Source organism: Shewanella goraebulensis (assembly GCF_030252245.1).
GTDB lineage: Bacteria > Pseudomonadota > Gammaproteobacteria > Enterobacterales > Shewanellaceae > Shewanella > Shewanella goraebulensis.
This window is the reverse complement of the sequence record NZ_CP126972.1, coordinates 1,312,914-1,337,788: the sequence shown is the minus strand read 5'-3', so window position 1 is coordinate 1,337,788 and position 24,875 is coordinate 1,312,914. Positions and strand designations below refer to the sequence as shown.

Below are 24,875 nucleotides of genomic sequence, written 5' to 3'. Positions count from 1 at the left end.
AGGTAGCAATGAAAACAACAATAACAAGCCGTGCTAAAACCGCTTTGAAAAGCCGATTCACTTATTGCTTGCTGGCACTAGGGCTCAGTTTCAGCGCTGGAGCCTTAGCTCAAGAAAACCCAAACAGTGTTGGTGTTAAAGCCGATGTTGAGCGTCGTGAAGTGTTGGACGATGTATTAGATACCGAAAATTTCGAGATCGGTTTACAAGGCGGCTTAATGTCGATTGAAGACTTCGAAAATAGCCCTTGGATTAGTGCACATTTAGGCTACCACATCAGTGAACACTTTTATGTCAAAGCCCGTTACGCCATAGCTGAAGGCGGTGATACCAGTTTTGAAAAGCTAGCTAATACAGCCCCACTGTTGACAGATGAAGAACGTGAAATGCGCTATTACGGGCTGAATATTGGGTATAACTTTCTACCTGGCGAAATCTTTTTCAGTGAAGACTTAGTGTTCAACAGTGTCTTTTCATTTGAATTAGGTGGCGGCAGCACTGAGTTTGCTGGTGATGAACAGTTTACTGTCAACTTAACTGCTAACTATCGAGTATTTTTAACTGATTGGGTTGCTTGGGATCTGGCCATGAGTGACTACATTTTTGACACCCAAATCACTGGCTCAAGTAAAACGACTCATAACTTGACCTTTGCAACCGGCATAGCCGTTTACTTTTAACCTGAGGTTATTGTTTACATAGCGCAATAAGCAACTGAGTAACGAACAATAACAGGCAGTGAAAGACAGAATAAAAACAATAAAGGATTATTAATGTTTAAATTAAATCAGAGCCTTAAAAGCTTAGTATTGGCTGCGACGCTGGGACTTACCGCGCAAGCAAATGCGGTGACAACCGGGCAAGTTTCGCCAGATTTTACCCTTAAAAATATGCAAGGCGAAAACCAAAAGCTGTCTGAGCAGCGTGGCAATATTATCTTAATTAACTTCTGGGCATCTTGGTGTGGACCTTGTCGTAAAGAAATGCCCGTACTGCAAAAATTACAAGATAAGTACCAAGACTTAGGTGTCGCAGTTTGGGGGATTAATGTCGAGCAAGAAAACCAAGCCGGTAAAGACTTCCTAGCAGACTTAGATTTAAGCTTTGCTATCTTTTTTGATGAAACTAACTCCCTTTCAGAAACCTATGACGTGAAAGCTATGCCAACCACTGTGATGGTCGATCGTGATGGTGTCGTACGATACGTTTTCTTAGGTTATCAAGACGGCTATGAGAAAAAGTACGCCGCAGCTATCAAGAAACTAATCAGAGAGTAACGCTATGAAGTCTTCTATGACAAAGCTCATCATGTTAAGTGCGGGATTAAGCTCATTATTAACGCTCTCAGCTTGCTCTAGTCTTGATATAGAGCCTTGGGTAAAACCTTACGAGCGCCAAAACTTAGCCGACCCTATTATGCGTTTTGGTCGCCACCCAATTGCCAATATGCATGTAGCTCATGTGCTTGAAGCGCGTGAATCAGCAAGAGGCGCTGAAGGTACGGGAGGCGGTGGTTGTGGCTGTAACTAGAATAATGAACCTTACAGTATGTAAGCTAATCACATTGCTGCTCGTTAGCATAAATGTCCCTTTATCATGGGCGGCTGTTTTAGAGCCAGATAGAGCCGATGCGCTTTATCATAGTTACGAAGGCGGCGGGATGAAAATTGACGGTCCTTCTGTGCTGCTGCGAAAGAAGGCCTCCGAGTCATTAGCTTTCACAGGTTATTATTATCTAGACAGTATTTCTTCTGCGTCAGTGGATGTACTCAGTACTGCCAGCCCTTACACTGAAAAACGTCATGAAGGTCAAATTGGTGTTGAATACCTAAATGACAAAACCCTAATGACGTTTAATGCTAGGCAAAGTGACGAAGACGATTACCTTGCCCAGTCTTTTAGTATTAACGTTTCGCAAGATACCTTTGGCGACTTAACCAATCTTAGTCTCGGAGTGTCTTACGGTGACAATGAAATTCGCCGAAACGGTGATGACCTATTTGAAGAGCAAAGCCAACAATATCGAATTCGTGCGGGCATCAGTCAGATTTTAACCCGTAACTTAACTGCACAACTTAATTTTGAAGCAATTGCCGATGAAGGCTACCTTAATAACCCATATAGAACAGTACGTTTTATCGATACTACCAGCCCTTCAGGGGTAGGCTATCAATCCGAAGTGTACCCTGAAACCCGTAACTCCTTTTCGAGTAAATTGTCAGCCAGTTACTTTCTTCCCTATCGTGCAGCGCTATTTTTTCACTACCGATACTTTAATGATAGCTGGGAAATCAATGCCAATGATGTGGAGCTTGGCTATCGTCACCCGATTGGTGACTACTTAGAGCTGGAGTTTAAAGTGCGCTATTACCAACAAACTCAAGCTGAGTTTTATAGTGATCTGTTCCCTTATCAAGATGCCCAGAATTATCTCGCTCGAGATAAAGAGCTTAGTGATTTTAATGACTTAACCTTAGGTTTAGGCGTGACTTATTTAATGCCTGAAAGCCTGTCCTTTGGAGATAACCGCTCAGAGGCCAGCCTGCAATGGGATTACATTACCTTTGACTATAGCAACTTCAGAGATCCTACCGCTGAAGGTGGTGTCGGTAATGAGCCATTCTATAGCTTTTCAGCCAATGTCATTCGTGCTTTTTACAGTATTTATTTTTAGTAGTACGCAATTCAACGCTGCGTCCAAGGCAATAATATGAAACGAACACAACAATTTTTCAGCTTATCTCAACGAGCACTGTACGCGCTCTTTTTGAGCTTATGTATCTCAGTATCGCCAGTCGTCGCGGCAGATGCCTCACAAGCGCAAAGCGGTATTGGTAGCGAACTTGAAGATATTAAAAGCCAGGTCATTCAACTCAATCGTGATTTGTTTATTTTAGAAGAGGATTTACTTTTCCCTGCCAGCACGCAAATAGCGGTCTTTGTCTCTGTGGATGTTGGACGTTTTTTTACCTTAGATAGCGTCGAGCTAAAAATAAATAACCAAGATGTGGCTGGATTTTTATATACCCAGCGTCAGCGCCGCGCGCTTGAAAAAGGCGGCATTCAAAAACTATATATGGGCAATTTAAAAACTGGCCAGCATCAATTAACAGCAATATTCACCGGCATTGATGCAGAAGGACGCACGATACAAAGAGCAGTCAACCACCCTTTTGAAAAGACAGATGAAACCATCATGGTTGAATTAAAGCTTGAAGACAGCGAATCAAGTTACCGAGCTGATGTTAGCGTTGAAGAATGGGTTTTATAACAGATGATACCAGTGCTTCAACGAACCCAAGCCGGCGATGTTAGTAAACAATATCGTCATTCAGAGCGAGATAAACCAGCTAAAACGAAGTTTTTGTCGCTACTGTGTCTGATGACATTCGCTATTGGTTTCAGCAACAGTGTTTCAGCAACTGAAGTAAGCACTGTGACCACTGCTAATACTGAAGTCACGACTCAAGCAAACCAAGTACTGCGCAATAAACTTTATCGCCAAGCCTTGTATTACTACTTTGAAGGCGATTATCAAGCAGCGTTAAGGCAAGTCAGCATTAACCGACAACGATTTGATGCCGATACTGCTAAAAGTCAATTGTTTGAAGCTGGGCTGCAAGTATCAGTTGGTCTTCATCAAAAAGCGACTCGTACCTTATCTTCATTTGAGCAAACATTGGCAATTGAGCAAGCGTTAACTGGCAACAAAAACCAAGCCAATCAAACTTCTTCTCAGTCTCAAAAAAATACTTCACCCGCTGAACTCAAGTTAGTTGCATTATTGCAATTATCAGAGCAGCAAATAGAGCAAGGTCAGCCATACCAAGCTCAGCAAACGTTGCAGCGTATTACCCAAGTCCCTAACAGCTATATTGAGCAATACCACATTCTTAACCAACTGGCTTATTGGCCTAACGAGCCTGCCATAATGGCAAAGATTGCGGGTGGTGTTAATGCATCTGCTTCTATCAATCACGATAACCCAACTGATAACCAGTCAGCTTCTTCATCGTTATCGGCTTACGTTATGCTAAACCAAGCGCTGCATTTCATTGAACAAAAGCAGTATCAACAAGCTGAAACCCTGCTCATTACAATAAAAAATATGCCTTTAGCTGAAACTGAAACGGGCTTTTGGCAAAGCTTGTTCACTGAAAAAACGCCTTCAGAACTTACCGCTCCAATGACAGCTGAAAATATCGAAAACAGCCAAAAAAGCGTTACAGCCCAAGAATCTGATCAGCAAGTACAGCAGCAAGCGATCAATGATTATGCGCAACTGTTATTAGCGCAGTCGTATGTCAAACAAGGTCAATTTCAAGCAGCATTTACACAATTAAAAGACTTTCCCCAACAGAGCCCTTATACCGAATCAGCGTTATTTTTATATGCATTTTCAGCACAGCAATTGCAGCAATATCCCATTTCATTAGCGCTATTGGATCTACTAAAACGCCAATATCCTTATTCTTTGATGGGTTGGCAATCGGCAATATTACTGGCCGCTCAGGTTCGAGAGCAACAAAGCCTTGAACAAAGTCTAACAAGCTACCAAGACGCAGAAGCACTTTATCTTGAACAATTAGCACAATTAGACGCTTTTGAAGCAGTACTAGAAACTCGCTTTAACACAAGCCTAATAATGCAAAGCGCATTAACCCCGCAAGGGTTAAGTCCTGAAGCACTCGAAAAGCAGCCTTGGCTTGAAAAAGCGCTAACAGACAATGCATTGAAAAATGACTTTACGACATTAGCCAGTTTATCCCTATTGGAACAGAACCTTACTCAGCAACAACGTAAAAGTGACTGGCTCGCTGAGACTATCGATTTAAATAAGCAGCGTAGAGAAAAAAGGTTATCTCAACAGCAATTAAGCGATTATGAAAATCTTATTAGCCAACTAACCGAACGCAAGCAGCAACTTAGCAAACAGATCCAAGCTGTCGATGTTCCTGTCGATGAAATTACCTTCCAGCAAATGCAACTGTTTGCCAATAGTACCGAACAAGCATGGTTACAGCGGATTGAATCAAGCAAACAAGCACTTGCTAACATTGCCTCAACACGTGACACAGAAGATGATTTACTCCGACTAACACGAGTAGAAGGCGCGCTGAATTGGCAGCTACAACAATCTTTTATTCCACGTTTATGGCAACACAAAAAGCTATTAAAAGACATCGACACCCAATTACAAGTATTAAATGCTCAATATGTTCGTTTTAAATCAGTCTCGCAATCTCAACAAGGTGCCACTGAGTATGATATCCGTCAGCAGAATTTAGCCAAACAAATCGAAGATATTACGCGTGATATCAAGCAAGCAAGTGACAAAACACAGCTAACGATTCAGCAAAAGCTGCGCCTATTTACCCAAAATCAACGTCAACAGCTAACGCAGTTACTGCTGACTTCACGCCATGAAATGGCAGCGGTACTGGAAAGAATGAGCCAGCAAGATATAACACCGAGCAAAGCTATTACCTCTGATAACTTGAACACAACTAAGCTCATGCCCCGTCAGGAACATTCTCCACTGAGTTCATTGACCGCTCATTTCAAGCAAGTGGAGAAGCATTATGCAGCGCACTAACCCACTCGCTTTACAAGCCAACAACTCTGACACTAGCAATGTTTCAAGCCTTGGTAGCAATGTGGCCTTAACTCTTCCTAAACGCTTTGGTGTATCACGATTGGTAAGTTGCTTAGTGTTAATCAGTCTAGCGGGTTGCCAGCTAACCGATGAGTCGCCAACGTCAAGCAAACAACAGCGACCAACATTGACAGATTTAGCCAATAGCCAGCCTCAAGTAAACTATGAAAAACAGCAATTAAGCCAAGCTCAGCGAAAAGCGAAGTTAGCATTAATTTACCAGCAACTACTGACGTTAGAGCCAGATCCAGAAGTGCGAACTCATGTTGAATATCGCTTAGTTCAAATCAAATCAGAACATTTAGAAGAACAAATGTTTGGCGAAGCCTTTGATGAAGTTGCCAGTCAACAGACTGACATGTCACCGCAAGAAGCTGAGCAGCTGGCGTTAACTCAGCTAAAACACAATGATCAACAGCTCGATAAGCTTATTGCAGAATACCAAGTATTACTGAACCGTTACCCGGATAGAGCCGAGAATGAACACTTGCAGTACCAACTTGCGAAAGCACTCGATGTGCAGGGTGAGATAGATGCAAGCTTAATCGAAATGGAGTCATTACTGACTCGCTACCCTAATACTCAATATCGGGCAGAACTCAACTTCCGCCGTGGTGAGATTTATTACAACTTGCAAGATTACCCTGCTGCGATTCAAGCTTATCAGCAAGTAGAGTCGGCAAACGACAATGACAAATATCTCATCAATAGTATTTACATGTCGGGTTGGGCGCTATTTAAGCTCAATCGATTACCCGAAGCGGATGCAAGATTTTTGCAGGTGTTTGATAACATCATTGCGGCAAACGAAGAATTAATTAGTACTGATAATGAACAGTTAACCCAAACCAGTTTTGAATTTAACAAGTTAGCAAGCCGCTACCAAAATCTGGCTATCGATGCGCAACGCGTACTGAGTATTTCATTGTCTCAACAAGAGCAATCTCGCTCACTGCTTAACTTGGTAAACCAACAAAAGTCATCCCCTTACCTGACGATATATCAACATGTACTGTTTGATAATTTGGCCAAATTTTTACTTAAAAAAGAGCTACAGCATGACGCAGAGCTGACTTATCAAACTTATATTGAATTTGACAAAAATAACATTTGGGCTGCGCGTTACTCATTAGCTTTGCTGGATTTATATCAACAGCAAGGCAAGTTCGCCTCGATGCACCGTCTTAAAAATCAGTACGTTGAACAATATGGCTTATCTAGCCAATTTTGGACTCACGCTAATACCGCACAGCAGCAAGAAGTGTTACCGCATTTATTAGCCTTCAGTGACGAGCACAGTCGTCGCCTGTATGCCAGTGCACAACAACTTCCACCAGGGCAAGCTCGCATAGATGGATTTAAAACCGCTGCAAGTGCTTTAAGTGTTTACTTACAACTTGCTAAGTTGCCACAAGCTCAATCTTTACTGACCAAACCTATTCACGGTGACGAGTATCTATTTGCTGATGCAAACTATGAAGCGCAGCAATTTAAACAAGCCTTAATCAGTTATGAGGCTATCGCTTATGCACAAAAAGATGCGCTCGCCCTACCTGCAGAGCAACTTGCCTTACAGCAAAAAGCGGCATTTGCGACCACGTTGACCATCCGAGCCATATTGTCACAACATGATGAGTCAGTGGTAAAAGGCGATGAAATAACACCAATAAGTCAGTCAAAAAGACAATCCATCATCTCGGAGCGAACCCGCTTAGATAAGCTATTTATTGCCAACCACCCACTTGATAAACGCGCGTTAGAGCTTGCTACCGATGGCGCACAGTATGCATTTAACGCCAAGCAATTTGATGATTTAATCCAGTTCAGTCAATTTGTATTACTGCGCCACAAAGTGATTAATCAGGCAAATAGCAATAGTAATACCAGCAACAAAAATGACAGCGAAGAAAATGCGCATGCTGCGCTAGCGGTAAATCAACAAGCTGGAAACGAGCCAGAGAGCAGGCTTATTCGTTACGATAACTCCCAAGTCAGTAATCACTTGCGTCACGGGCAAGCCTTATCAAGTGTTGCATTAACACAAGTACAAGTTGTCAGCCAACTGTATGCCCATAGTTTGTACCAACAATCACACTATATTCAGGCAGAATCGGCTTACGACATCGCCCTGAATTACCTCAATGCCAGCACAAATCTAAAGCCACAGCAGCATAAAGCCAAAACAGAAATGCGCAATTTATTGGCATCCAGTATCTACTTTCAAGCCCAAGCCAATAAGGCGGAAAACCCAGCTTTAGCCGTGATGGATTTGAAACGGATCAGTACCAGAGTGCCAGAGTCACCATATGCGATAAACGGCCAATTTGAGGCTGCCAATATTTTGCTTTCCCAACAAAAATGGCAACAAGCTATTGAGGTCTTAGTGCCCTTTCAGCAGCGATATCCAAACCATGAATTTAGCGCCACGATCCCCGCTAAATTGGCGCAATCTTACGAAGCATTAGAAGAATGGGAGCTTGCCGCAGAGCAGTTGCTGATTATCGTTGCTAATCAGCCCTCAACAGAATTAAAACGTGAAGCCCAGTACACAGCTGCAGAGTATTACCTAAAGGCAGGCAATACCGAAAAAGCCCGTTTAACCTTCAGAACCTACGCTAGAACTTACCCTAAGCCGTTTGATTTAGCCCAAGAAGTACGCCTAAAAATGAGTGGGTTTTACCAAGTATCCAATGAACCGAACAAAGAATACTATTGGTATCGCCAAATTCTCAGCGCCGACAAAACACAGCGCCAACAAGCTATAGCTATTGGCAATCGTGAGGTCGTTATCGCTTCCATTGCTGCAATTTCGCTTGCCAAAGCTCATCAGCAAACATTTAAAACCATTAAGCTAACAGCGCCGCTCAACAAGACGTTAAAACGTAAACAAGATGAAATGAAACTTGCAATTAACTATTACCAGCAAGTATTAGATTTCCAGCAAGCACAATATGTGCCCCAAGCCACTTATGAACTTGCAGAGATGTATCGTCAACTGGCGGCCGATGTTATGGACTCTGAGCGCCCATCAGATTTAGATGAACTGGCACTAGAAGAATATGAAATCTTGTTAGAAGAATTGGCCTACCCATTTGAAGAAAAAGCGATTGAGATCCACATCAGTAACTCGCAACGTGCTTGGCAAAATATATACGACCAATGGGTAGGTAAAAGCTTTGCCACACTCACTGAATTATCCCCCGCCTTATATAACAAACCGGAGGTAACTCATGATGTTATTGAAGCGATTCATTAAAGCGCCGCTTATTTGTATGACTAGAAAAAGTCTATGGTTAAGCTTTTTTGCTTTAATACAAGGATGTAGCAACACTCAAGTTGCAGAAAACCAAAACGACAACATCACTGAGTTAGAAAGTGATTCGGCAGCATTAGTTGAGCTAGTAGACACCACAAATGGTGCCCAAGCATCGATAGAGTCATCATTACAAACAAGCTCAGCAACAAGCCAAGTGAATGCTTATGAAGCAGAGGCTAAGCAAAAGCTGGCAAACGTTCCAGCCTCTGTATTAGAGCAATATCAGCAGGCGATAGCGTTAATGAAGCAACAAGAGTGGCAACAAGCGGATGCGATGTTTTCTGTAATCATTAACGCAGAACCACAACTGTCAGGTGCCTATGTTAACCAAGCTATTATTGCCCTCAATCAAAACCAGTTAGATAAAGCTAACGGACATTTAGCCAATGCCATTAGTGCCAACCCAACTAACCCTTATGCCCATCAAATCAAAGCTAACATAGCCAAAACCCAAGGCAAGTTTGAACAAGCTGAACAAGGTTACTTAACGGCACTTGAAATTTGGCCTAATTACCCAGAAGCGCAAGTTAACCTTGCGGTTTTACTGGAGCTTTATAGAGGCAAATTGCTAGATGCTCGCCACTATTACCAATCTTATTTACGCTTAAAACCAGATGATCAACTTGCTCAGCGTTGGTTGGCAGGCTTAGAAATTAAAATTCAGCGTGCAGGTTTAACCTTGCCTGAAGGAGAAAGTTAATATGTCGACATTTATTCCTTCAGCAACACTCAAGCGCTTTGTCAGCTCAATGCTGCGTAATGGTGGATTGTTTTGTATTTTTTGCCTATCAGCAATTCAAACACATGCGGCCGAACCTGCTAGCTCGCCCAATAACCCCGTACTGATTGAAACCAAGGTGACCGGCACGCAAGAGCAACCCAAAGTTCTCTACATCATGCCTTGGCAAGGGATTACAAATCCCGTTGCGATTCAGGATACTGACATGCAAGTCACCTTACCTGAATTTAACCCGATACATCCGAAGCAGTTTCAACAACAAGTAAGAGAGTTCAGCCTTAACAAGAGTAAGACCAATAACGATTAATCAATAATAAAAATTTACCCGAAAACACGTAACTAACGATTCAAAACAATTAGGACGAGTTAATAAGAACTATTCGTTCAACTCAATAAAAAGGAAAATATCATGAGTTTTACCGACCATATCATTGCATTTTTACAAAATGGCGGCCCATTCATTTACCCTATCGCATTAGTGCTCGTGGTAGGTTTAGCGATCACGATTGAACGCTGGTTATATTTAAGTTCAGCACATCGCACTAATCAAAAAGCCTTTGCACTGATTAAAGAGGCATTAAAAAAAGGCGACGTTGCAACCATCAGCCAGCATGCACAAAACAATAAAGCGCCAGTATTTGACGTCCTCCAATCAGGGATTGTTCGTATCTCTCAAGCTGATCGTCGTGAAGATGTGGAATATGCGATGGAAGAAACCATCATGGAATACATGCTGAGGCTAGAAAAGCGCACACCATTTATTGCAACTTTAGCCAATATCGCCACCTTACTCGGTCTTCTCGGTACCATTATGGGCCTAATCGCTGCATTCTCTGCTGTGGCAAGTGCCGATCCAGCAGAAAAAGCCAATCTATTATCATCAAGTATCTCAGTTGCAATGAACACCACAGCATTTGGCTTGATCACAGCTATCCCACTGATTTTATTCCACTCAACCCTACAAACGAAAACAGCAACGATTGTAGATTCAATTGAAATGGCAGGCATTAAGTTACTTAACTCTTTGTCATTTAATAAGCATACGGATTCTGATCGAGGCTAATACTATGAGACGCCGTCGTCGCCCCAATACCGAAGACGCTGAACTCGATATCACTTCGTTTATGAACTTGATGATCGTGTTAGTGCCAGTATTGCTGCTTAGTTTAGTGTTTTCACAAGTGCGGATTTTAAATCTGCAACTACCTGTGTCTGCAGAATCTCAGCAAGCTGATGAAGATCAAGAACCTAAGGTACTTGAGCTGGTGATCACCTCGAATCACTTAACCCTTAACTACCCTGCGGGTATTTTACTTAAACGTTTTGAAATAACTGACGAAGGCTATGACTTCAAGGCATTATCTGTATATTTACAAGATTTGAAGCTGACATTTCAACAACAAGCCATTGAGAAAAAAGATATCGTGTTGTTGCTTGAGCCCAATGTCGATTACCAAACCATCGTCACGACAATGGATACCGTTAGGTCATATAAAGCTGTGGTTGCCGCCAATTTAGTGGATGCTGAGTTATTTCCGCTTATTTCATTAGGCGACGCCCCAGAAAATAGCCTTGAGCAAAGTGCAAGCAGTACAACCGCAGGAGGCCAGCCATGAAGCAATCTTCAAGAGCTAAGCGTCTTGCAAAGCACCACAAGCGCTTTAAAGCTGGCGGTAAACTTAATCTTGTCGCATTAATGGATATTTTCACAATCTTGGTTTTCTTTTTGATTGTGAACCAATCAGAAGTGCGGGTATTGCAAAATATCGAAAAGATAAAATTGCCAATATCGATTGCCGAAGAACTGCCTGTTGAGAACCTGGTTATCACTGTATTGCCAGACACTGTGCTCATTCAAGAGCGTGCAGTGTGGCAAAACTCTGACGATAAACCCAATTTTAGCGAACAAGAAAATGCGCAATTTATTGCCGCTATCACCACAGAGCTGACCTATCAAGCTAGCAAGCGTGTTGAATTGACAGAGTCCGAAAAGGAAAAAGGACGAGCGGTCACCATCATAGGAGGCTCTGACACGCCTTACCTGGTGTTGAAACAAATTATGGCTGCATGTGCTGAAACAGGCTATCGCAATATGTCACTCGCTGTTGAGCAACAAGCCAGTAAAACACAGAGTGAGGGCTAATATGACCACAGTAAGCCTTACTCATAGCAGTGATAATAGCTTTTCTGATATCGGTGATATGTTTAAACCAAGTAGACAAGATAGATTATTCAAACAAATCTTAATTTTGTTACTGGTGGTTTATGTCATCTTTGGTGTTGGTGTCCCTTTTTTAAAACAAGTGGAAGTGCCAAGGGAAGTCAAAGAGCAATTGCCACCTCAACTGGCCAAAATCATGCTGAAAGAAAAACAACTTCCAGTACCTGAAAAGCCAAAAGAGGAACCTATCCCAGAACCCGAACCAGAAAAACTCGAAGAAAAACCTGTCGAGAAAGTGGAAGAACCACCGAAGGTGCAACCAACAACTCGAGAGGCAGCAAAAGAGAAAGCACAAAAGTCAGGCCTTGCAGCCATGAAAGATGAGCTTTTTTCGATGCGTGAAGCTTTTGATGTTAAACCTGCAGCGCAAAGTAACCTTGAGCAAAACCAAGCCCAAGAAGTGAAAGTAAAACGCAAATTACTTGCCGCAGCGGCTAATACACAAAGTGAAAGCTTATCGACTTCGACCGTGCAACAAACCGTGGTATCTGATGCGATTAGCACTAAAAATACCCAGCAAATACGGTTAGCTGAAGAAGAGGTATTAGCTGTCGCAGGGGCGAATGCAGAAATTGATCGTGAGGCAAGTTCTGCAGGTCAACGTTCTGAAGCGGCGTTAAGACGTACCCTTGAGGCCAACAAAGCACGATTGTATGCACTGTATAACCGTGCCTTGAGAAAAGATCCTTTTCTTAAAGGTAAAGTCATGTTCGAAATTGAAATTCAACCAAACGGCAGCATTAGTCGTGTCGATATTCAATCGAGCCAATTAAATAACCCGAAATTAGAACGCCAATTAAAGGTTGTTTTACGTTCAATCAGCTTTCCTGCTGAGGATGTAGCGACCATGACGACAATTTGGGCCATAGACTTCTTACCCAGCTAGTTAATCGCATTAACGACAAACAAAAATACGGCCAATAGGCCGTATTTTTTATAGGGTTAGCACCATCACTTGCGCATTGTCGCCATAAGTCTCACTGGCGACATTATTTACATCAATGCTAAAGCCCATTTTCTGCCAAAATGGCACTGAATGCTGAATCGCGACTAATTGAATGTGTTGGTAATGACCAGCTTTAGCAATATCAATTAACTGGGTTACCATTTTTTTACCAGCGCCTTTGCCTTTAAGTGCTTTAGAAACTGCTAAATCATGTAAGAACAGCCTATCCCCTTTATTTTCATTTAAAAGAGGCTGATAAAGCTTAGGAGGCGTTTCATCGTGCCATTCGTGAGCGAGCAAGTAAGCAAGGATGTTATCCGCTTTATCTTGCAGTACAAAACAGCAGTGAGGCGAATGTAGCCACTTGCCTCTTAACACCTGCAAACTTTCTGGCTCAATCTCAGTATAGACCTGACACTGTAACTCAAAAATCGCTTGCCACATTGATGGTTCAATCTTGTTTATCTGCATCACATTCTCTAAAGATAGCTCGCTAATAACAAACGCCGTTAGGGCTCTGAATAATCAAAGCGCCATTGTTAAGTACTAGAGTGCTTCAAGCATAACGCTGATACTAAATTTTAAGCAACAAAAAGCCCGTCATAAGACGGGCTTTTGCTTTAACCGTGAGGCTAAATTTGGCTGGGATACCAGGATTCGAACCTGGGGATGCCGAGATCAAAACCCGGTGCCTTACCACTTGGCGATATCCCAAAATTTGGATATGTATAACTTAAACTAGGAAGATGTACATATTGAAGAAAAATTTGATGGTACGGGAAGAGAGACTTGAACTCTCACACCTTACGGCACCAGAACCTAAATCTGGCGTGTCTACCAATTCCACCACTCCCGCATCAAATTTTTACCAGAATAAACTCATTTACATCATGAGTAAACTCTGTTTCTTGCTCTTTTCTAACTAAGTAGTAAAAGGATGACCCTCTATTCTACCTTCAAAATATGGTAGCAATGGCGGGACTTGAACCTGCGACCCCAGCATTATGAGTGCTGTGCTCTAACCAGCTGAGCTACATTGCCGAAGATGGCTGGGATACCAGGATTCGAACCTGGGGATGCCGAGATCAAAACCCGGTGCCTTACCACTTGGCGATATCCCAATAATCTTTTACTACTTACTTTAAAATGGCTGGGATACCAGGATTCGAACCTGGGGATGCCGAGATCAAAACCCGGTGCCTTACCACTTGGCGATATCCCAATCTAAAGCTTTTTAAAAAACCCGCTATAAGCCAGCTTTCTTAATAATGGTACGGGAAGAGAGACTTGAACTCTCACACCTTACGGCACCAGAACCTAAATCTGGCGTGTCTACCAATTCCACCACTCCCGCACTGACTCTGTTTAACATCCAGAACACGATGCTCATTTAACCTTGAGAAGGTAGCCAGTCATATTTCTAAAATCAAACTGATTTTAACTAACTAGCAAATCTCATCTTTTACATCTTGAGAAGATGGTAGCAATGGCGGGACTTGAACCTGCGACCCCAGCATTATGAGTGCTGTGCTCTAACCAGCTGAGCTACATTGCCACTTCATTCTTACTTGCCCTCGTCGTGAGGACGGGGCGTATTATGCTTATTCAGAGTATCGAGGTCAACTGCTTTTTTTAGCTATTTTCATCAATTGTTGTTGTTCGGCTATAAGTTCACCAAACTGAGCGTCAAATCGACAAAATATCCCAATAAAGCTAACCTCAATACTCTTTATCGGTGATCTTCAGACTATTATAGTTTGAAAATACCGACTAAACGTTAAATAGGAAATGCATAACATCGCCATCTTTAACGATATAACCTTTACCTTCGACACGTAATTTACCCGCATCTTTAGCGCCGGCTTCACCTTTAAACTCGATAAAGTCATCATAGCTCATTACTTGAGCACGAATAAAACCACGTTCAAAGTCAGTATGGATAACACCAGCAGCTTGTGGTGCACTTGCGCCTACTGAAACAGTCCAAGCGCGAACTTCTTTTACGCCTGCTGTGAAGTAAGTTTGTAAATCGAGTAAGTCGTAACCTGCACGAATAACGCGATCAAGACCAGACTCTTCAAGGCCAAGGTCAGCCATAAACTCAACGCGGTCATCTGCATCCATTTCTGCAAGTTCTGATTCTATTGCAGCACAAACTGCAACAACCACAGCATTTTCTGTATCAGCAATCGCTTTAACAGCATCTAAATGCGGGTTATCTTCAAAACCATCTTCAGGAACGTTAGCAATGTACATAGTAGGCTTAAGCGTTAAGAAGTTAAGGTACGCAACTGCGGCGATTTCTTCTTTGCTTAACTCTAATGAACGCAACATTTGGCCTTCATCTAAAGTTGGACGCATTTTTTCTAATACTTCAACTTCAAATTTAGCTTCTTGGTCGCCACCTTTAGCACGCTTTTGTTGACGGAAGATAGCTCGTTCTAAGCTATCTAAGTCAGCGAGGGCTAATTCAGTGTTAATCACTTCGATATCGCCAGCAGGGTCAACCTTGTTAGCAACGTGAACGATGTTTGGATCTTCAAAACAACGAACAACATGGCCAATAGCATCAGTTTCACGGATGTTAGCAAGGAATTTGTTTCCTAAACCTTCACCTTTAGACGCACCTGCAACCAAACCAGCAATATCAACGAATTCCATCGTTGTTGGTAAAATACGCTCTGGGTTAACAATCGCTGCTAACTTATCTAAACGAGAATCCGGTACAGGAACAACACCTGTGTTTGGCTCAATGGTACAAAACGGGAAGTTAGCTGCTTCAATTCCTGCTTCTGTTAATGCATTAAATAGTGTTGACTTACCTACGTTTGGCAAACCAACAATGCCGCATTTAAAACCCATATTTGTTACCTTTATATATGTTGAACTGCATCAAAACTGAGGCAGTGAATATCAATAGTTGTTTTGAAACGAATAATGTTACTGCTTAATATAAGTAGTAATAGTTAAACCGCTTTAAAAGTATGTAGCCTGTTCATGGCTTTCGCCATGTCTTGCTTAAATAATATTTCAGTTGAACGGACTGCTTCGTCGATCACTGCATCCATCTTTTCTTGTTCACTGGCAGGCGCTTTTCCAAGGACATAACCGCTGACACGATTTTTGTCACCAGGATGGCCAATGCCTATACGTAGACGATGGAATCCTTTGTCATTGGCCATTTTCGCAATAATGTCTTTTAAACCATTATGACCACCATGACCGCCACCAAGTTTAAACTTAGCCACGCCGGGTTCCATATCAAGCTCATCATGAGCGACTAATATCTCTTCCGGCGTAATTCGAAAGAAATTGGCGAGTGCTCCAACAGACTTACCGCTAAGGTTCATGAAAGTCGTTGGTATTAATAATCGTACGTCTTTACCGTCAATCGTCACTCTGGCAGTTAGGCCAAAGTATTTACTGTCAGGTACTAGCGTTGCGCCGCATAAGCGCGCTAATTCCTGCACATACCATGCTCCGGCGTTATGACGAGTTTGTGCGTATTCAGCACCAGGATTGGCAAGACCAACAATTAGTTTTATTTGACTCATTAGCACTCATTTTTTAGCGAAAAATATGACCGCGCTTACCTCAATTCTTCGATATAAAAGTATCGATTTACGAATTGAAGGCGCTAAAGCGCGGCATTTTAACACTCAAAACTGAACTCAACAAATACCCTGCATCATTTATAGTCAGAATATCTGTTTCATGCTAAGCCTAATGCGTATTTAAGGACTTTCTTTTTGATAGGGTTGTCGTGATTTGCAATCTTCAACATTCCATTGCGCAGCAGTTTAATTGGCAGTAAGTCATTACTAAAACCAGCATAAAACGCATCCATAGCAGACATCATTAATAAATTGTCGCTGTAACGCTTACATTGGTATTGCTTTAGGGTCGTAGCTTTCCACCAAGGATGATCATTGCCAACGGCATCTGCGATTGTGGCAATTAATACATCAACATCTTTAAAGCCTATATTCACTCCCTGACCAGCAAGCGGGTTAATCGTGTGGGCAGCATCGCCTAATATCACCACATTGTCTTGGCAATAAGATTGTGCATGACGGCGAGTTAACGGAAAGCTGCCACGATCAATCACAGTAAAGTCACTGTCTAATCGCTGCGGGAAATGTTGCCTGATTTGCTCGGCTAATTGTTGATGATTTAGCTGCATTAACTGTTTAATACGGCTGCGACTGTCATACCAAACTAACGAAGCATTATTGCCAGGAAGAGGTAATAAAGAGCGAGGACCTGCTGGGGTAAACTGTTGCCAAGTAATATCTTGTTGCGCAGTCGCCGTGCTCACATTAATCAACATCGCAGATTGCGCATAATCCCAACCGGTAATGCCAATGCCCGCCCACTGACGAACTTGAGAATTAGCACCATCGGCACCAACAATTAATTTACTTTGTAGTTCAACCCCTGATTGTAAAGTGACTTTTATTTGCTGTTGTTCGTCGGCATTTATACGCTCGAAGTGGTTCACACTATCAGGACAATAACGGGTGATATTGTCCATGGTATCGAGTTGCTGCCACAAACAAAGCTGGATCAGACGGTTTTCAAAAAAATATCCTAGATGCGGTTCATCTATTTGATCAGCATGAAATTGGGTGATGCAATTTTCCATTTCCCATGTTTCTAGGCCTTTATAGGCTACGTGACGTAAAGAAAGCAACTTATCCATTACTCCAAGACGTTCAAGTAATTGCTCAGAAGCAACACTTATAGCAGAAACACGTAAATCTAAAGCTTGTTCTGGCTCATAAGATTTTGGTTGATAGGCTTCTATCATGCCAATATCTAAACCTAACTGACCTAAACCAACCGCAACCGCAGCGCCAACCATACCTCCCCCCACAATCACTACATCATGCTGGATTGGTTTATTTTGGCCTGCTTGATTTACTTCATCTTGCATTGTTGAACCCTTCTCATTGCACTTTGTACTTATTATTAGCAAATAGCCCTAACGGTCAAAATATGTACAAACGTGTCTATAATCGCTTAATCGTGTCGATATGTTTCTAGATAATCTTTGAGCAACACCTGCTTACAATGGTGACACATTAACCGGTAAACCTCTTCTTATACTGAGACTGTCTAATGAAAACACCTTGCAGCAAATCCGCCATGCCAAGGTAAGAGAGGATACTATGTCTAGTCACAGCACGGTCGTACATTCTACAAAAATTAGCACCACTAATTTGAGACTGCCACTTGCGCAAAAAGCCAAAAAAATCGCTCAAGCCTTAGTAACAGGTCTGCTTGCCACTGCAGCATTGTTTTCAGCTCAATCACACGCACAGATACAGCCAATGGAAACAGTTACTGTAATTTACCGTTCTTCGTTTGATTATGCCTTATATCAACAAACCACGGAAATGCTCACACGCTTTAATCGAGAGCTACCACAAAAAAATATTGCTAGAGCACGTCAAGATAATGTGGCAATGGCTAAGGAGTTCGGTTTCTTAATCCAAGAAGCTAACGAATTAGTGTCGTTTGAATATAATGCCGATGAACTGCAACAAAACTTGATAGCTAATGCTCGTGCAGATAATCAAAAAATGGCCAAACAATTAGGCTTTTTTACCAATCAATCAAACGAGTTAGCTAACGCAGATAAATACCCTGAAAAACTACGGGTATTAAGCTTTTCAGAATAAAGCTCACTAGATGTGCACAAAGGCTAGCCAGCGAGCCTTTGTGCGGTTAAAATATGCGGCTATTTTTCTGTGGTATATAGAACGGCGTATCTGATGAGTAAAAAACTACACATAAAAACCTGGGGCTGTCAGATGAATGAATATGATTCATCTAAAATGGCTGACTTGCTGGACGATTATCAAGGTTACACCTTGACTGAGGATGCTGAAGAAGCAGACGTACTGCTGCTTAACACATGCTCGATTCGTGAAAAAGCACAGGAAAAAGTGTTTCATCAGCTTGGTCGCTGGAAAACCTTAAAAGATAAAAATCCTAATTTAATTATTGGTGTTGGTGGCTGTGTTGCTTCCCAAGAAGGTAAAGCAATTAAAGAGCGTGCCCAATGTGTTGATATCATTTTCGGCCCACAAACCTTACACCGCTTACCTGAAATGATCACTCAAATTAATAACGGCGATAAAGCGGTTATCGATGTGAGCTTTCCTGAAATAGAAAAATTTGACCGTTTACCAGAGCCCAAAGCTGATGGTCCAACTGCGTTCGTGTCAATTATGGAAGGTTGCAGTAAATACTGCTCATTCTGTGTTGTACCTTATACCCGTGGTGAAGAAGTTAGCCGTCCAGTCGATGACGTGATTTTAGAAGTCGCGCAACTCGCTGAACAAGGTGTACGAGAAGTTAACTTGTTAGGTCAAAACGTTAACGCTTTTCGCGGCCCTACACACGACGATGAAATCTGTACTTTTGCTGAGTTATTACGTTTAGTAGCCTCGATTGATGGCATCGACCGTATCCGCTTTACTACCAGTCACCCTATCGAGTTTTCACAAGACATTATTGATGTCTATGAAGATACACCTGAATTAGTGAGCTTCTTACATCTTCCTGTTCAATCAGGTTCAGACCGAATTCTGACGAACATGAAGCGCGGCCACATGGCGATTGAATATAAATCAATTATTCGCCGTTTACGCAAAGCTCGCCCAGATATCCATATCAGCTCTGACTTCATTATTGGTTTTCCAGGCGAAAGCCAAGCTGATTTTGAAGACACAATGAAGCTGATTGAAGATGTCAGCTTTGACCATAGTTTCAGCTTTATTTACAGCGCCCGCCCTGGCACGCCTGCAGCAGATTTACCAGATGATGTGACTATGGTTGAGAAAAAGCAGCGCTTGGCTATTTTACAAGACCGCATTACCCAGCAGGCAATGCGTTATAGCCGCCAAATGTTAGGGACTGTGCAACGTATTTTAGTAGAAGGTCCTTCTGTAAAGAATCCAATGGAGCTTCGTGGTCGTACTGAAAATAACCGCGTGGTGAATTTCGAAGGTAATCCTAAGAGCATCGGCGGATTTGTTGACGTTGAAATCGTTGACGTATACACCAACTCTCTTCGTGGCGTGTTTGTTCGTGCTGAAGATGAAATGGATTTACGTCGTAGTTTACGTCCGTCAGACATTTTAGCTAAACACAAAACTGATGATGATTTAGGCGTAACTCAGTTTACTCCTAACTAAAGATTAAAATCAGTCATAAATTTTAGTTAATAAAGGCGGCTATATGCCGCCTTTATTGTGCTTTTGCCCTAATACCGTGGTATTTTAAGTGCAACACTCGTAGACTCATTGTTAATAAACATACCGTTTTTGGAGCATTATTTTTGTCCACTAAAGTTACAACCATGAATTTGTATCTCGAGCCTGCAGAGACTCGAAGAATCGCCTCATTATGTGGCCCTTATGATGACAACATTAAGCAACTTGAACGCCGCCTAGGTGTTGAAATTGTGCACAAGAATAACCACTTCAAAATTGTTGGTTTGCCTCGTAATGCCTTTAACGTTAATAATTTATTGAAACAACTCTACATTGAGACCCAAACCATCAAAGGCAGCACGCCTGATCTTGAGCCTGAAAGAGTCCATTTAGCCATTCAAGAAGTGATAAATCTGGAAGCTGAATCTTCAGCTGAAGACGATACTCTGCACATTAAAACGAAGCGCGGCATTATCAAGCCACGAAACCCAAACCAAGCTAACTATGTAGCAAACATTGCTAAACATGATATTACCTTTGGTATTGGGCCAGCAGGTACCGGCAAAACCTTTCTAGCCGTTGCAGCTGCTGTCGATGCATTAGAGCGTCAAGAAGTACGCCGTATATTATTGACTCGCCCTGCGGTTGAAGCTGGCGAAAAACTCGGCTTCTTGCCGGGGGATTTAAGCCAAAAAGTCGACCCGTATTTACGTCCGCTTTATGATGCATTGTTTGAAATGCTAGGCTTTGAGAAAGTTGAAAAACTGCTTGAGCGCAACATCATTGAAATCGCTCCATTGGCTTACATGCGCGGCCGAACATTAAATGATGCCTTTGTGATTTTAGATGAAAGCCAAAACACCACGGTTGAGCAAATGAAAATGTTCTTAACCCGTATTGGTTTTAACTCTAGGGCTGTCATTACTGGCGACATCACTCAAATCGATTTGCCTCGCAGTCAAAAATCTGGACTTCGACAGGCCATTGAAGTGCTTAGCGAAGTCAACGACATCAGCTTTAACTTCTTTATGTCTCAAGATGTGGTTCGTCACCCTATTGTTGCCCGCATTGTTGAAGCTTATGAAGCCTTTGATTCAAAAGAAAGCGCCTTAAAAGCTGAAAAAGAGCGTCAATACAAACAGCGACAAAACGCATTTAATGAACAAATGACTAATGAAGACGTCAAAGCTACGGGAGTCGTAAACAATGACGCTTGACCCCCAGCTAAGCAATAAATCAGGCTTAGATTCAAAATTAAGTTCAAACTTAGAACTGGACCTAGACTTACAAATTGCAGTGGATGACCCACAAAGTATTCCGACTCAACAAGAGTTCGAATTATGGGTCAAAACGGCATTAGGTAATACTATGGAAACAGCTGAACTGACCATTCGTATCGTTGAAAATACTGAAAGTCAGCAGCTAAACCATACTTACCGCGGTAAAGATAAACCGACCAACGTGTTATCTTTTCCTTTCGAGGCGCCTCCAGGGATTGAATTACCACTTTTAGGTGATTTAATCATCGCTGCTGAAGTCGTAGAACTCGAAGCAAAACAACAGAATAAGCCCCTTGTAGCACATTGGGCCCACATGGTTATTCACGGCTGCTTGCATTTGCTGGGTTATGACCATATTATCGACAACGAAGCTGAAGAAATGGAGTCATTAGAGACTCAACTCATTGAAGGCTTAGGTTTTTCAAATCCCTATAAGGAAGCATAAATAAGTCAAAGGATTGCATGAATGTGCCTCCGATGATTTAGTAAAATATTATGAGTGACGACATCCCACCGAGTACCAACGCCCGTAAAAAAAACTGGATTGACAAAATAGGTCAGTTGTTTCAGGGCGAACCTCAAAATCGCGAAGATCTTGTTGAAGTCATTGCGGGCGCCGAAGAGCGCGACTTAATTACTGAAGATACACGCGAAATGATGAATGGCGTATTAGAAGTATCAGGATTGCGGGTACGCGATATCATGATACCTCGAAGCCAAATTGTCACACTGCAAATCGATAGCACAGTTGATGAATTACTGGAAACAGTCATTGAATCTGCTCACTCTCGTTTCCCTGTAGTAAACGAAGATAAAGACCATATCGAAGGCATTTTGCTTGCAAAAGACTTGCTTAAATATGGCTTCAAGCAATCAGACCAGCCTTTCTCGCTGCACCAAGTCATTAGGCCTGCTGTAGTGGTACCTGAAAGCAAACGCGTCGATGTGCTACTCAAAGAATTCCGCTCCCAACGTTATCATATGGCCATTGTGGTCGATGAATATGGTGGGGTATCCGGTCTTGTTACTATTGAAGATATCTTGGAAGAAATCGTCGGTGAAATCGAAGATGAGTTCGACCATAGTTCAGTAGAAGATACGGAAATCAAAAAGATCAGTAACACCGTGTTTATGATTAAAGCACGCACCCCTATTGATGAATTTAACGAAGCTTGTGGTACTCAATTCAGCGATGAAGAATTTGATACTGTCGGCGGCCTTGTGTCACACGCCTTTGGTCATTTACCAGAGCGTAATGAAAGTGTCCTAATCGATAATATCGAGTTTAAAGTCACAAACGCTGATACAAGACGGTTAATTCAACTGAGTGTTAAGTTACCTGATCCTAAACTTCAAGAAGATAACGACGACTAACACTGTGCTTAAAAAACTAAATATCTCTAAGTCATCACTGTTAAGGATGGTGACGGCTTTTGCTGCGGGCGCAAGTACCACTCTCGCTTTTGCTCCTTACGCAATTTGGGCTTTCTACCCTGCGGCAATGATATTTGTTCTCTATCAAAGTCGACACTTAACCCCTAAAGAAAACTTCTTTCATTGGTTAAGTTTCGGTTTTGGTTGTTTTGCTTTCGGGATCAGTTGGGTTCACGTCAGCATCGACACTTTTGGCGGTTTACCATTAATCGTCTCAATGGGCTTAATGGGCTTACTAGCACTGTATTTAGCGCTATATCCAGCACTAGCGGGGTATCTCACCGCCAAGCTCAGTCAATTCCCCCATTTTAAACATTGGCATCATCCATTTCAGTATCTCGGTTTATTCCCTGCTCTATGGGTATTAACTGAATGGATGCGTGGCTGGGTGCTAACAGGGTTTCCTTGGTTATGGGCTGGTTACAGTCAAACTCAAGGACCAATTTCTGAACTTGGCAGCGTTATTGGTGCGCTAGGGTTAAGTTATCTCATCGCTCTGTTTTGCGGCAGTATTGTTTTAGTCTTAAAAAAACGTTTTATCAGTGCAGCGGTAATCACCGCTATCATTATCATCGCGACTCTCATTACGCCATTGACCTCTAATATTAGCCCTCGCGGCGAAACCGTTAGAGTAGCTTTAGTGCAAGGTAATATCGAACAAAGCATGAAGTGGGAGCCAGATGCACTATGGCCAACACTGCTTAAGTACATGGACTTAAGCCGCCCAAACTTTGATGCCGATATTGTCGTATGGCCAGAAGCTGCAGTACCAGCACCAGAATCTATGGTGGGTGACTTTCTGCATAACACCGACAAAGTCGCTAATATGAATAATAGCGCCATCATCACCGGTATTATTAGCTTACAACAGCAAGAATTTTATAATTCACTCATTGTAATGGGTAATGCTAACCAGCCTGTTCAATCTCATGGTGATTATCAAGGCAATGGCACTAATGATTACAAAAAACACCACTTACTGCCTATCGGTGAATTCGTCCCGTTTGAGAGCCTATTAAGACCATTAGCGCCGTTTTTCAATCTGCCAATGTCATCATTTGCTAGGGGAGATTTTCAGCAGAAAAATTTAAACGCCATGGGGTATCAAATCGCCCCAGCACTATGCTACGAAATCGTCTTTCCAGAACAGTTACGTGCCAATACTCATGCTGACACTGATTTACTGCTTACCGTGTCAAATGATGCATGGTTTGGCGACTCAATTGGCCCACTCCAGCACATGGAAATCGCCCAAATGCGCTCAATTGAATTAGGTCGTCCACTGGTTCGTGCGACTAACAATGGTGTCACAGCCGTTGTCGATATTCATGGTCGAATCACCCATAAAATACCCCAATTTCAAGAAGGCGTATTAGTTGCAGATGTACCGTTATATGACGGTGAAACTTGGTTTAAACGCATTGGTCAAACGCCGTTACTTTTACTCTGCGGATTGCTATTTTTGATTGGTTTAACTCAACAAATCATTCTTTGGAAAAAAGGCCATCGCGATTGAGCTTCAAACAACTTAATCAAGGGTTTACCTTAATAGAGCTTGTGGTGGTGATAATTATTTTGGCCATACTGGCTATTGTCGCGGCTCCAAAGTTTATCACTTTCTCTACAGAGGCGAGAGTCAGTGGCCTTGCACAGCTCAATGCCAGTGCTAAAACAGCGAATAATCTTGTTTATGCTCGCTCGCAGATGAGTAGCTTTTCGACTCAAGCGGTGGGAAATCGTGATGATTTGTTAGATATTGATTTAGAAGGTGACGGCAGTTTTAATACGCGCCTTAAATGGGGCTATTTAGATAATACCGATATCGAAGATTGGCTTATTCTTGATGACGGCTTCACTATCGAGTATCGCGGTATTGCTGATACCTTTATCGGTTATGACCTAAGTGGTGACGGCAAAGTGTTAGACGACAATTGCTATTTTCATTATGTCCAAGCGAGCAATGCCAACACCCCTCCCGAATATAATAATGTCACAACAGGTTGCTAGCCGCTCTGACGCAGCTAGCAAGACAGTACTCTTCCAAGATAACCCTAAACACT

At 42.3% G+C, this 24,875-nt stretch carries 24 protein-coding genes and 7 tRNA genes; 20 read left to right on the top strand and 11 right to left on the bottom strand.

Annotation, left to right across the window (positions count from 1 at the left end):
- Positions 1 to 8: 8 nt before the first annotated feature.
- The 13 genes from QPX86_RS05555 (at position 9) to QPX86_RS05495 (ending at position 12,818) form a co-directional block, all read left to right on the top strand.
- Positions 9 to 680: an outer membrane beta-barrel domain-containing protein gene (locus tag QPX86_RS05555; protein ID WP_192022254.1), complete on the top strand. Its 672-nt coding sequence runs from the start codon at positions 9 to 11 to the stop codon at positions 678 to 680.
- 93 nt (positions 681 to 773) lie between these two features.
- Entirely contained in the window at positions 774 to 1,277 is a 504-nt protein-coding gene (locus QPX86_RS05550; protein ID WP_285164588.1) for a TlpA family protein disulfide reductase, read from the top strand.
- Positions 1,278 to 1,281: 4 nt separating this feature from the next.
- On the top strand, positions 1,282 to 1,530 hold the full coding sequence (locus tag QPX86_RS05545) for a DUF4266 domain-containing protein (RefSeq protein ID WP_055025741.1): 249 nt from the start codon (positions 1,282 to 1,284) through the stop codon (positions 1,528 to 1,530).
- Positions 1,517 to 2,674, top strand: coding sequence for a DUF3570 domain-containing protein (locus QPX86_RS05540; RefSeq protein ID WP_231919061.1), 1,158 nt, complete (start codon positions 1,517 to 1,519; stop codon positions 2,672 to 2,674). Before QPX86_RS05545 ends, QPX86_RS05540 begins: the two co-directional genes overlap by 14 nt.
- 36 nt (positions 2,675 to 2,710) lie before the next feature.
- Positions 2,711 to 3,271, top strand: a complete 561-nt coding sequence (locus tag QPX86_RS05535) for an AraC family transcriptional regulator (RefSeq protein ID WP_285164587.1) — start codon at positions 2,711 to 2,713, stop codon at positions 3,269 to 3,271.
- A 3-nt stretch (positions 3,272 to 3,274) separates the two neighbouring features.
- A complete protein-coding gene (locus tag QPX86_RS05530; protein ID WP_285164586.1) occupies positions 3,275 to 5,596 on the top strand; it encodes a tetratricopeptide repeat protein in 2,322 nt (773 codons plus the stop codon).
- The gene (locus QPX86_RS05525) at positions 5,583 to 8,912 is read left to right on the top strand and encodes a tetratricopeptide repeat protein (RefSeq protein WP_285164585.1); all 3,330 of its coding nucleotides are present in this window, start codon (positions 5,583 to 5,585) and stop codon (positions 8,910 to 8,912) included. Before QPX86_RS05530 ends, QPX86_RS05525 begins: the two co-directional genes overlap by 14 nt.
- Positions 8,887 to 9,672 carry a tetratricopeptide repeat protein gene (locus QPX86_RS05520; protein WP_285164584.1) on the top strand — a complete coding sequence of 262 codons (786 nt, stop codon included), beginning with the start codon at positions 8,887 to 8,889 and terminating at the stop codon, positions 9,670 to 9,672. Before QPX86_RS05525 ends, QPX86_RS05520 begins: the two co-directional genes overlap by 26 nt.
- A 1-nt stretch (position 9,673) precedes the next feature.
- Entirely contained in the window at positions 9,674 to 10,018 is a 345-nt protein-coding gene (locus QPX86_RS05515; protein WP_055025746.1) for a hypothetical protein, read from the top strand.
- Positions 10,019 to 10,120: 102 nt separating this feature from the next.
- Positions 10,121 to 10,774 carry a MotA/TolQ/ExbB proton channel family protein gene (locus QPX86_RS05510; RefSeq protein ID WP_055025747.1) on the top strand — a complete coding sequence of 218 codons (654 nt, stop codon included), beginning with the start codon at positions 10,121 to 10,123 and terminating at the stop codon, positions 10,772 to 10,774.
- A gap of 4 nt (positions 10,775 to 10,778) precedes the next feature.
- Complete coding sequence (locus tag QPX86_RS05505; protein ID WP_220751421.1) at positions 10,779 to 11,327, top strand: biopolymer transporter ExbD; 549 nt, start codon at positions 10,779 to 10,781, stop codon at positions 11,325 to 11,327.
- Positions 11,324 to 11,854 carry an ExbD/TolR family protein gene (locus tag QPX86_RS05500; protein WP_220751420.1) on the top strand — a complete coding sequence of 177 codons (531 nt, stop codon included), beginning with the start codon at positions 11,324 to 11,326 and terminating at the stop codon, positions 11,852 to 11,854. The genes QPX86_RS05505 and QPX86_RS05500 overlap by 4 nt, the downstream gene beginning before the upstream one ends.
- A gap of 1 nt (position 11,855) precedes the next feature.
- Positions 11,856 to 12,818 (top strand): AgmX/PglI C-terminal domain-containing protein, encoded by a 963-nt coding sequence (locus tag QPX86_RS05495; protein ID WP_285164583.1) that lies wholly within the window; start codon positions 11,856 to 11,858, stop codon positions 12,816 to 12,818.
- Between the two features lie 48 nt (positions 12,819 to 12,866).
- On the opposite strand, the gene QPX86_RS05490 is transcribed toward QPX86_RS05495, so the two are convergent.
- The 11 genes from QPX86_RS05490 to QPX86_RS05440 form a co-directional block, all read right to left on the bottom strand.
- Positions 12,867 to 13,349 carry a GNAT family N-acetyltransferase gene (locus QPX86_RS05490; RefSeq protein WP_220751416.1) on the bottom strand — a complete coding sequence of 161 codons (483 nt, stop codon included), beginning with the start codon at positions 13,347 to 13,349 and terminating at the stop codon, positions 12,867 to 12,869.
- A 168-nt stretch (positions 13,350 to 13,517) separates the two neighbouring features.
- Positions 13,518 to 13,592 (bottom strand) — tRNA-Gln (locus QPX86_RS05485).
- A 57-nt stretch (positions 13,593 to 13,649) separates the two neighbouring features.
- Positions 13,650 to 13,734: transfer RNA gene (locus QPX86_RS05480), tRNA-Leu, on the bottom strand.
- Positions 13,735 to 13,842: 108 nt separating this feature from the next.
- Positions 13,843 to 13,919, bottom strand: a tRNA-Met gene (locus QPX86_RS05475).
- A gap of 5 nt (positions 13,920 to 13,924) precedes the next feature.
- Positions 13,925 to 13,999: transfer RNA gene (locus QPX86_RS05470), tRNA-Gln, on the bottom strand.
- A gap of 26 nt (positions 14,000 to 14,025) precedes the next feature.
- A tRNA-Gln gene (locus QPX86_RS05465) sits at positions 14,026 to 14,100 on the bottom strand.
- A gap of 47 nt (positions 14,101 to 14,147) precedes the next feature.
- A tRNA-Leu gene (locus QPX86_RS05460) sits at positions 14,148 to 14,232 on the bottom strand.
- 124 nt (positions 14,233 to 14,356) lie between these two features.
- Positions 14,357 to 14,433, bottom strand: a tRNA-Met gene (locus tag QPX86_RS05455).
- 215 nt (positions 14,434 to 14,648) lie between these two features.
- Positions 14,649 to 15,740 (bottom strand): redox-regulated ATPase YchF, encoded by a 1,092-nt coding sequence (ychF, locus tag QPX86_RS05450; protein ID WP_285164582.1) that lies wholly within the window; start codon positions 15,738 to 15,740, stop codon positions 14,649 to 14,651.
- 104 nt (positions 15,741 to 15,844) lie between these two features.
- Positions 15,845 to 16,432 (bottom strand): aminoacyl-tRNA hydrolase, encoded by a 588-nt coding sequence (gene pth, locus QPX86_RS05445; RefSeq protein ID WP_102528076.1) that lies wholly within the window; start codon positions 16,430 to 16,432, stop codon positions 15,845 to 15,847.
- Between the two features lie 158 nt (positions 16,433 to 16,590).
- Complete coding sequence (locus QPX86_RS05440; protein WP_285164581.1) at positions 16,591 to 17,814, bottom strand: FAD-dependent monooxygenase; 1,224 nt, start codon at positions 17,812 to 17,814, stop codon at positions 16,591 to 16,593.
- A 235-nt stretch (positions 17,815 to 18,049) separates the two neighbouring features.
- Between QPX86_RS05440 and QPX86_RS05435 the strand changes: the two genes are divergently transcribed.
- From QPX86_RS05435 to QPX86_RS05405, 7 genes are all read left to right on the top strand, one after another.
- Positions 18,050 to 18,562, top strand: a complete 513-nt coding sequence (locus tag QPX86_RS05435) for a hypothetical protein (protein ID WP_285164580.1) — start codon at positions 18,050 to 18,052, stop codon at positions 18,560 to 18,562.
- Between the two features lie 93 nt (positions 18,563 to 18,655).
- Complete coding sequence (gene miaB / locus QPX86_RS05430; protein ID WP_220751407.1) at positions 18,656 to 20,083, top strand: tRNA (N6-isopentenyl adenosine(37)-C2)-methylthiotransferase MiaB; 1,428 nt, start codon at positions 18,656 to 18,658, stop codon at positions 20,081 to 20,083.
- 143 nt (positions 20,084 to 20,226) lie between these two features.
- Entirely contained in the window at positions 20,227 to 21,318 is a 1,092-nt protein-coding gene (locus tag QPX86_RS05425; protein ID WP_285164579.1) for a PhoH family protein, read from the top strand.
- On the top strand, positions 21,308 to 21,826 hold the full coding sequence (ybeY, locus tag QPX86_RS05420; protein ID WP_220751403.1) for an rRNA maturation RNase YbeY: 519 nt from the start codon (positions 21,308 to 21,310) through the stop codon (positions 21,824 to 21,826). Before QPX86_RS05425 ends, ybeY begins: the two co-directional genes overlap by 11 nt.
- A 50-nt stretch (positions 21,827 to 21,876) precedes the next feature.
- Complete coding sequence (corC, locus tag QPX86_RS05415; protein WP_220751402.1) at positions 21,877 to 22,755, top strand: CNNM family magnesium/cobalt transport protein CorC; 879 nt, start codon at positions 21,877 to 21,879, stop codon at positions 22,753 to 22,755.
- A gap of 46 nt (positions 22,756 to 22,801) precedes the next feature.
- On the top strand, positions 22,802 to 24,331 hold the full coding sequence (gene lnt / locus QPX86_RS05410) for an apolipoprotein N-acyltransferase (RefSeq protein WP_285165140.1): 1,530 nt from the start codon (positions 22,802 to 22,804) through the stop codon (positions 24,329 to 24,331).
- Positions 24,328 to 24,822 (top strand): prepilin-type N-terminal cleavage/methylation domain-containing protein, encoded by a 495-nt coding sequence (locus tag QPX86_RS05405; protein WP_285164578.1) that lies wholly within the window; start codon positions 24,328 to 24,330, stop codon positions 24,820 to 24,822. The genes lnt and QPX86_RS05405 overlap by 4 nt, the downstream gene beginning before the upstream one ends.
- Positions 24,823 to 24,875 lie beyond the last annotated feature (53 nt).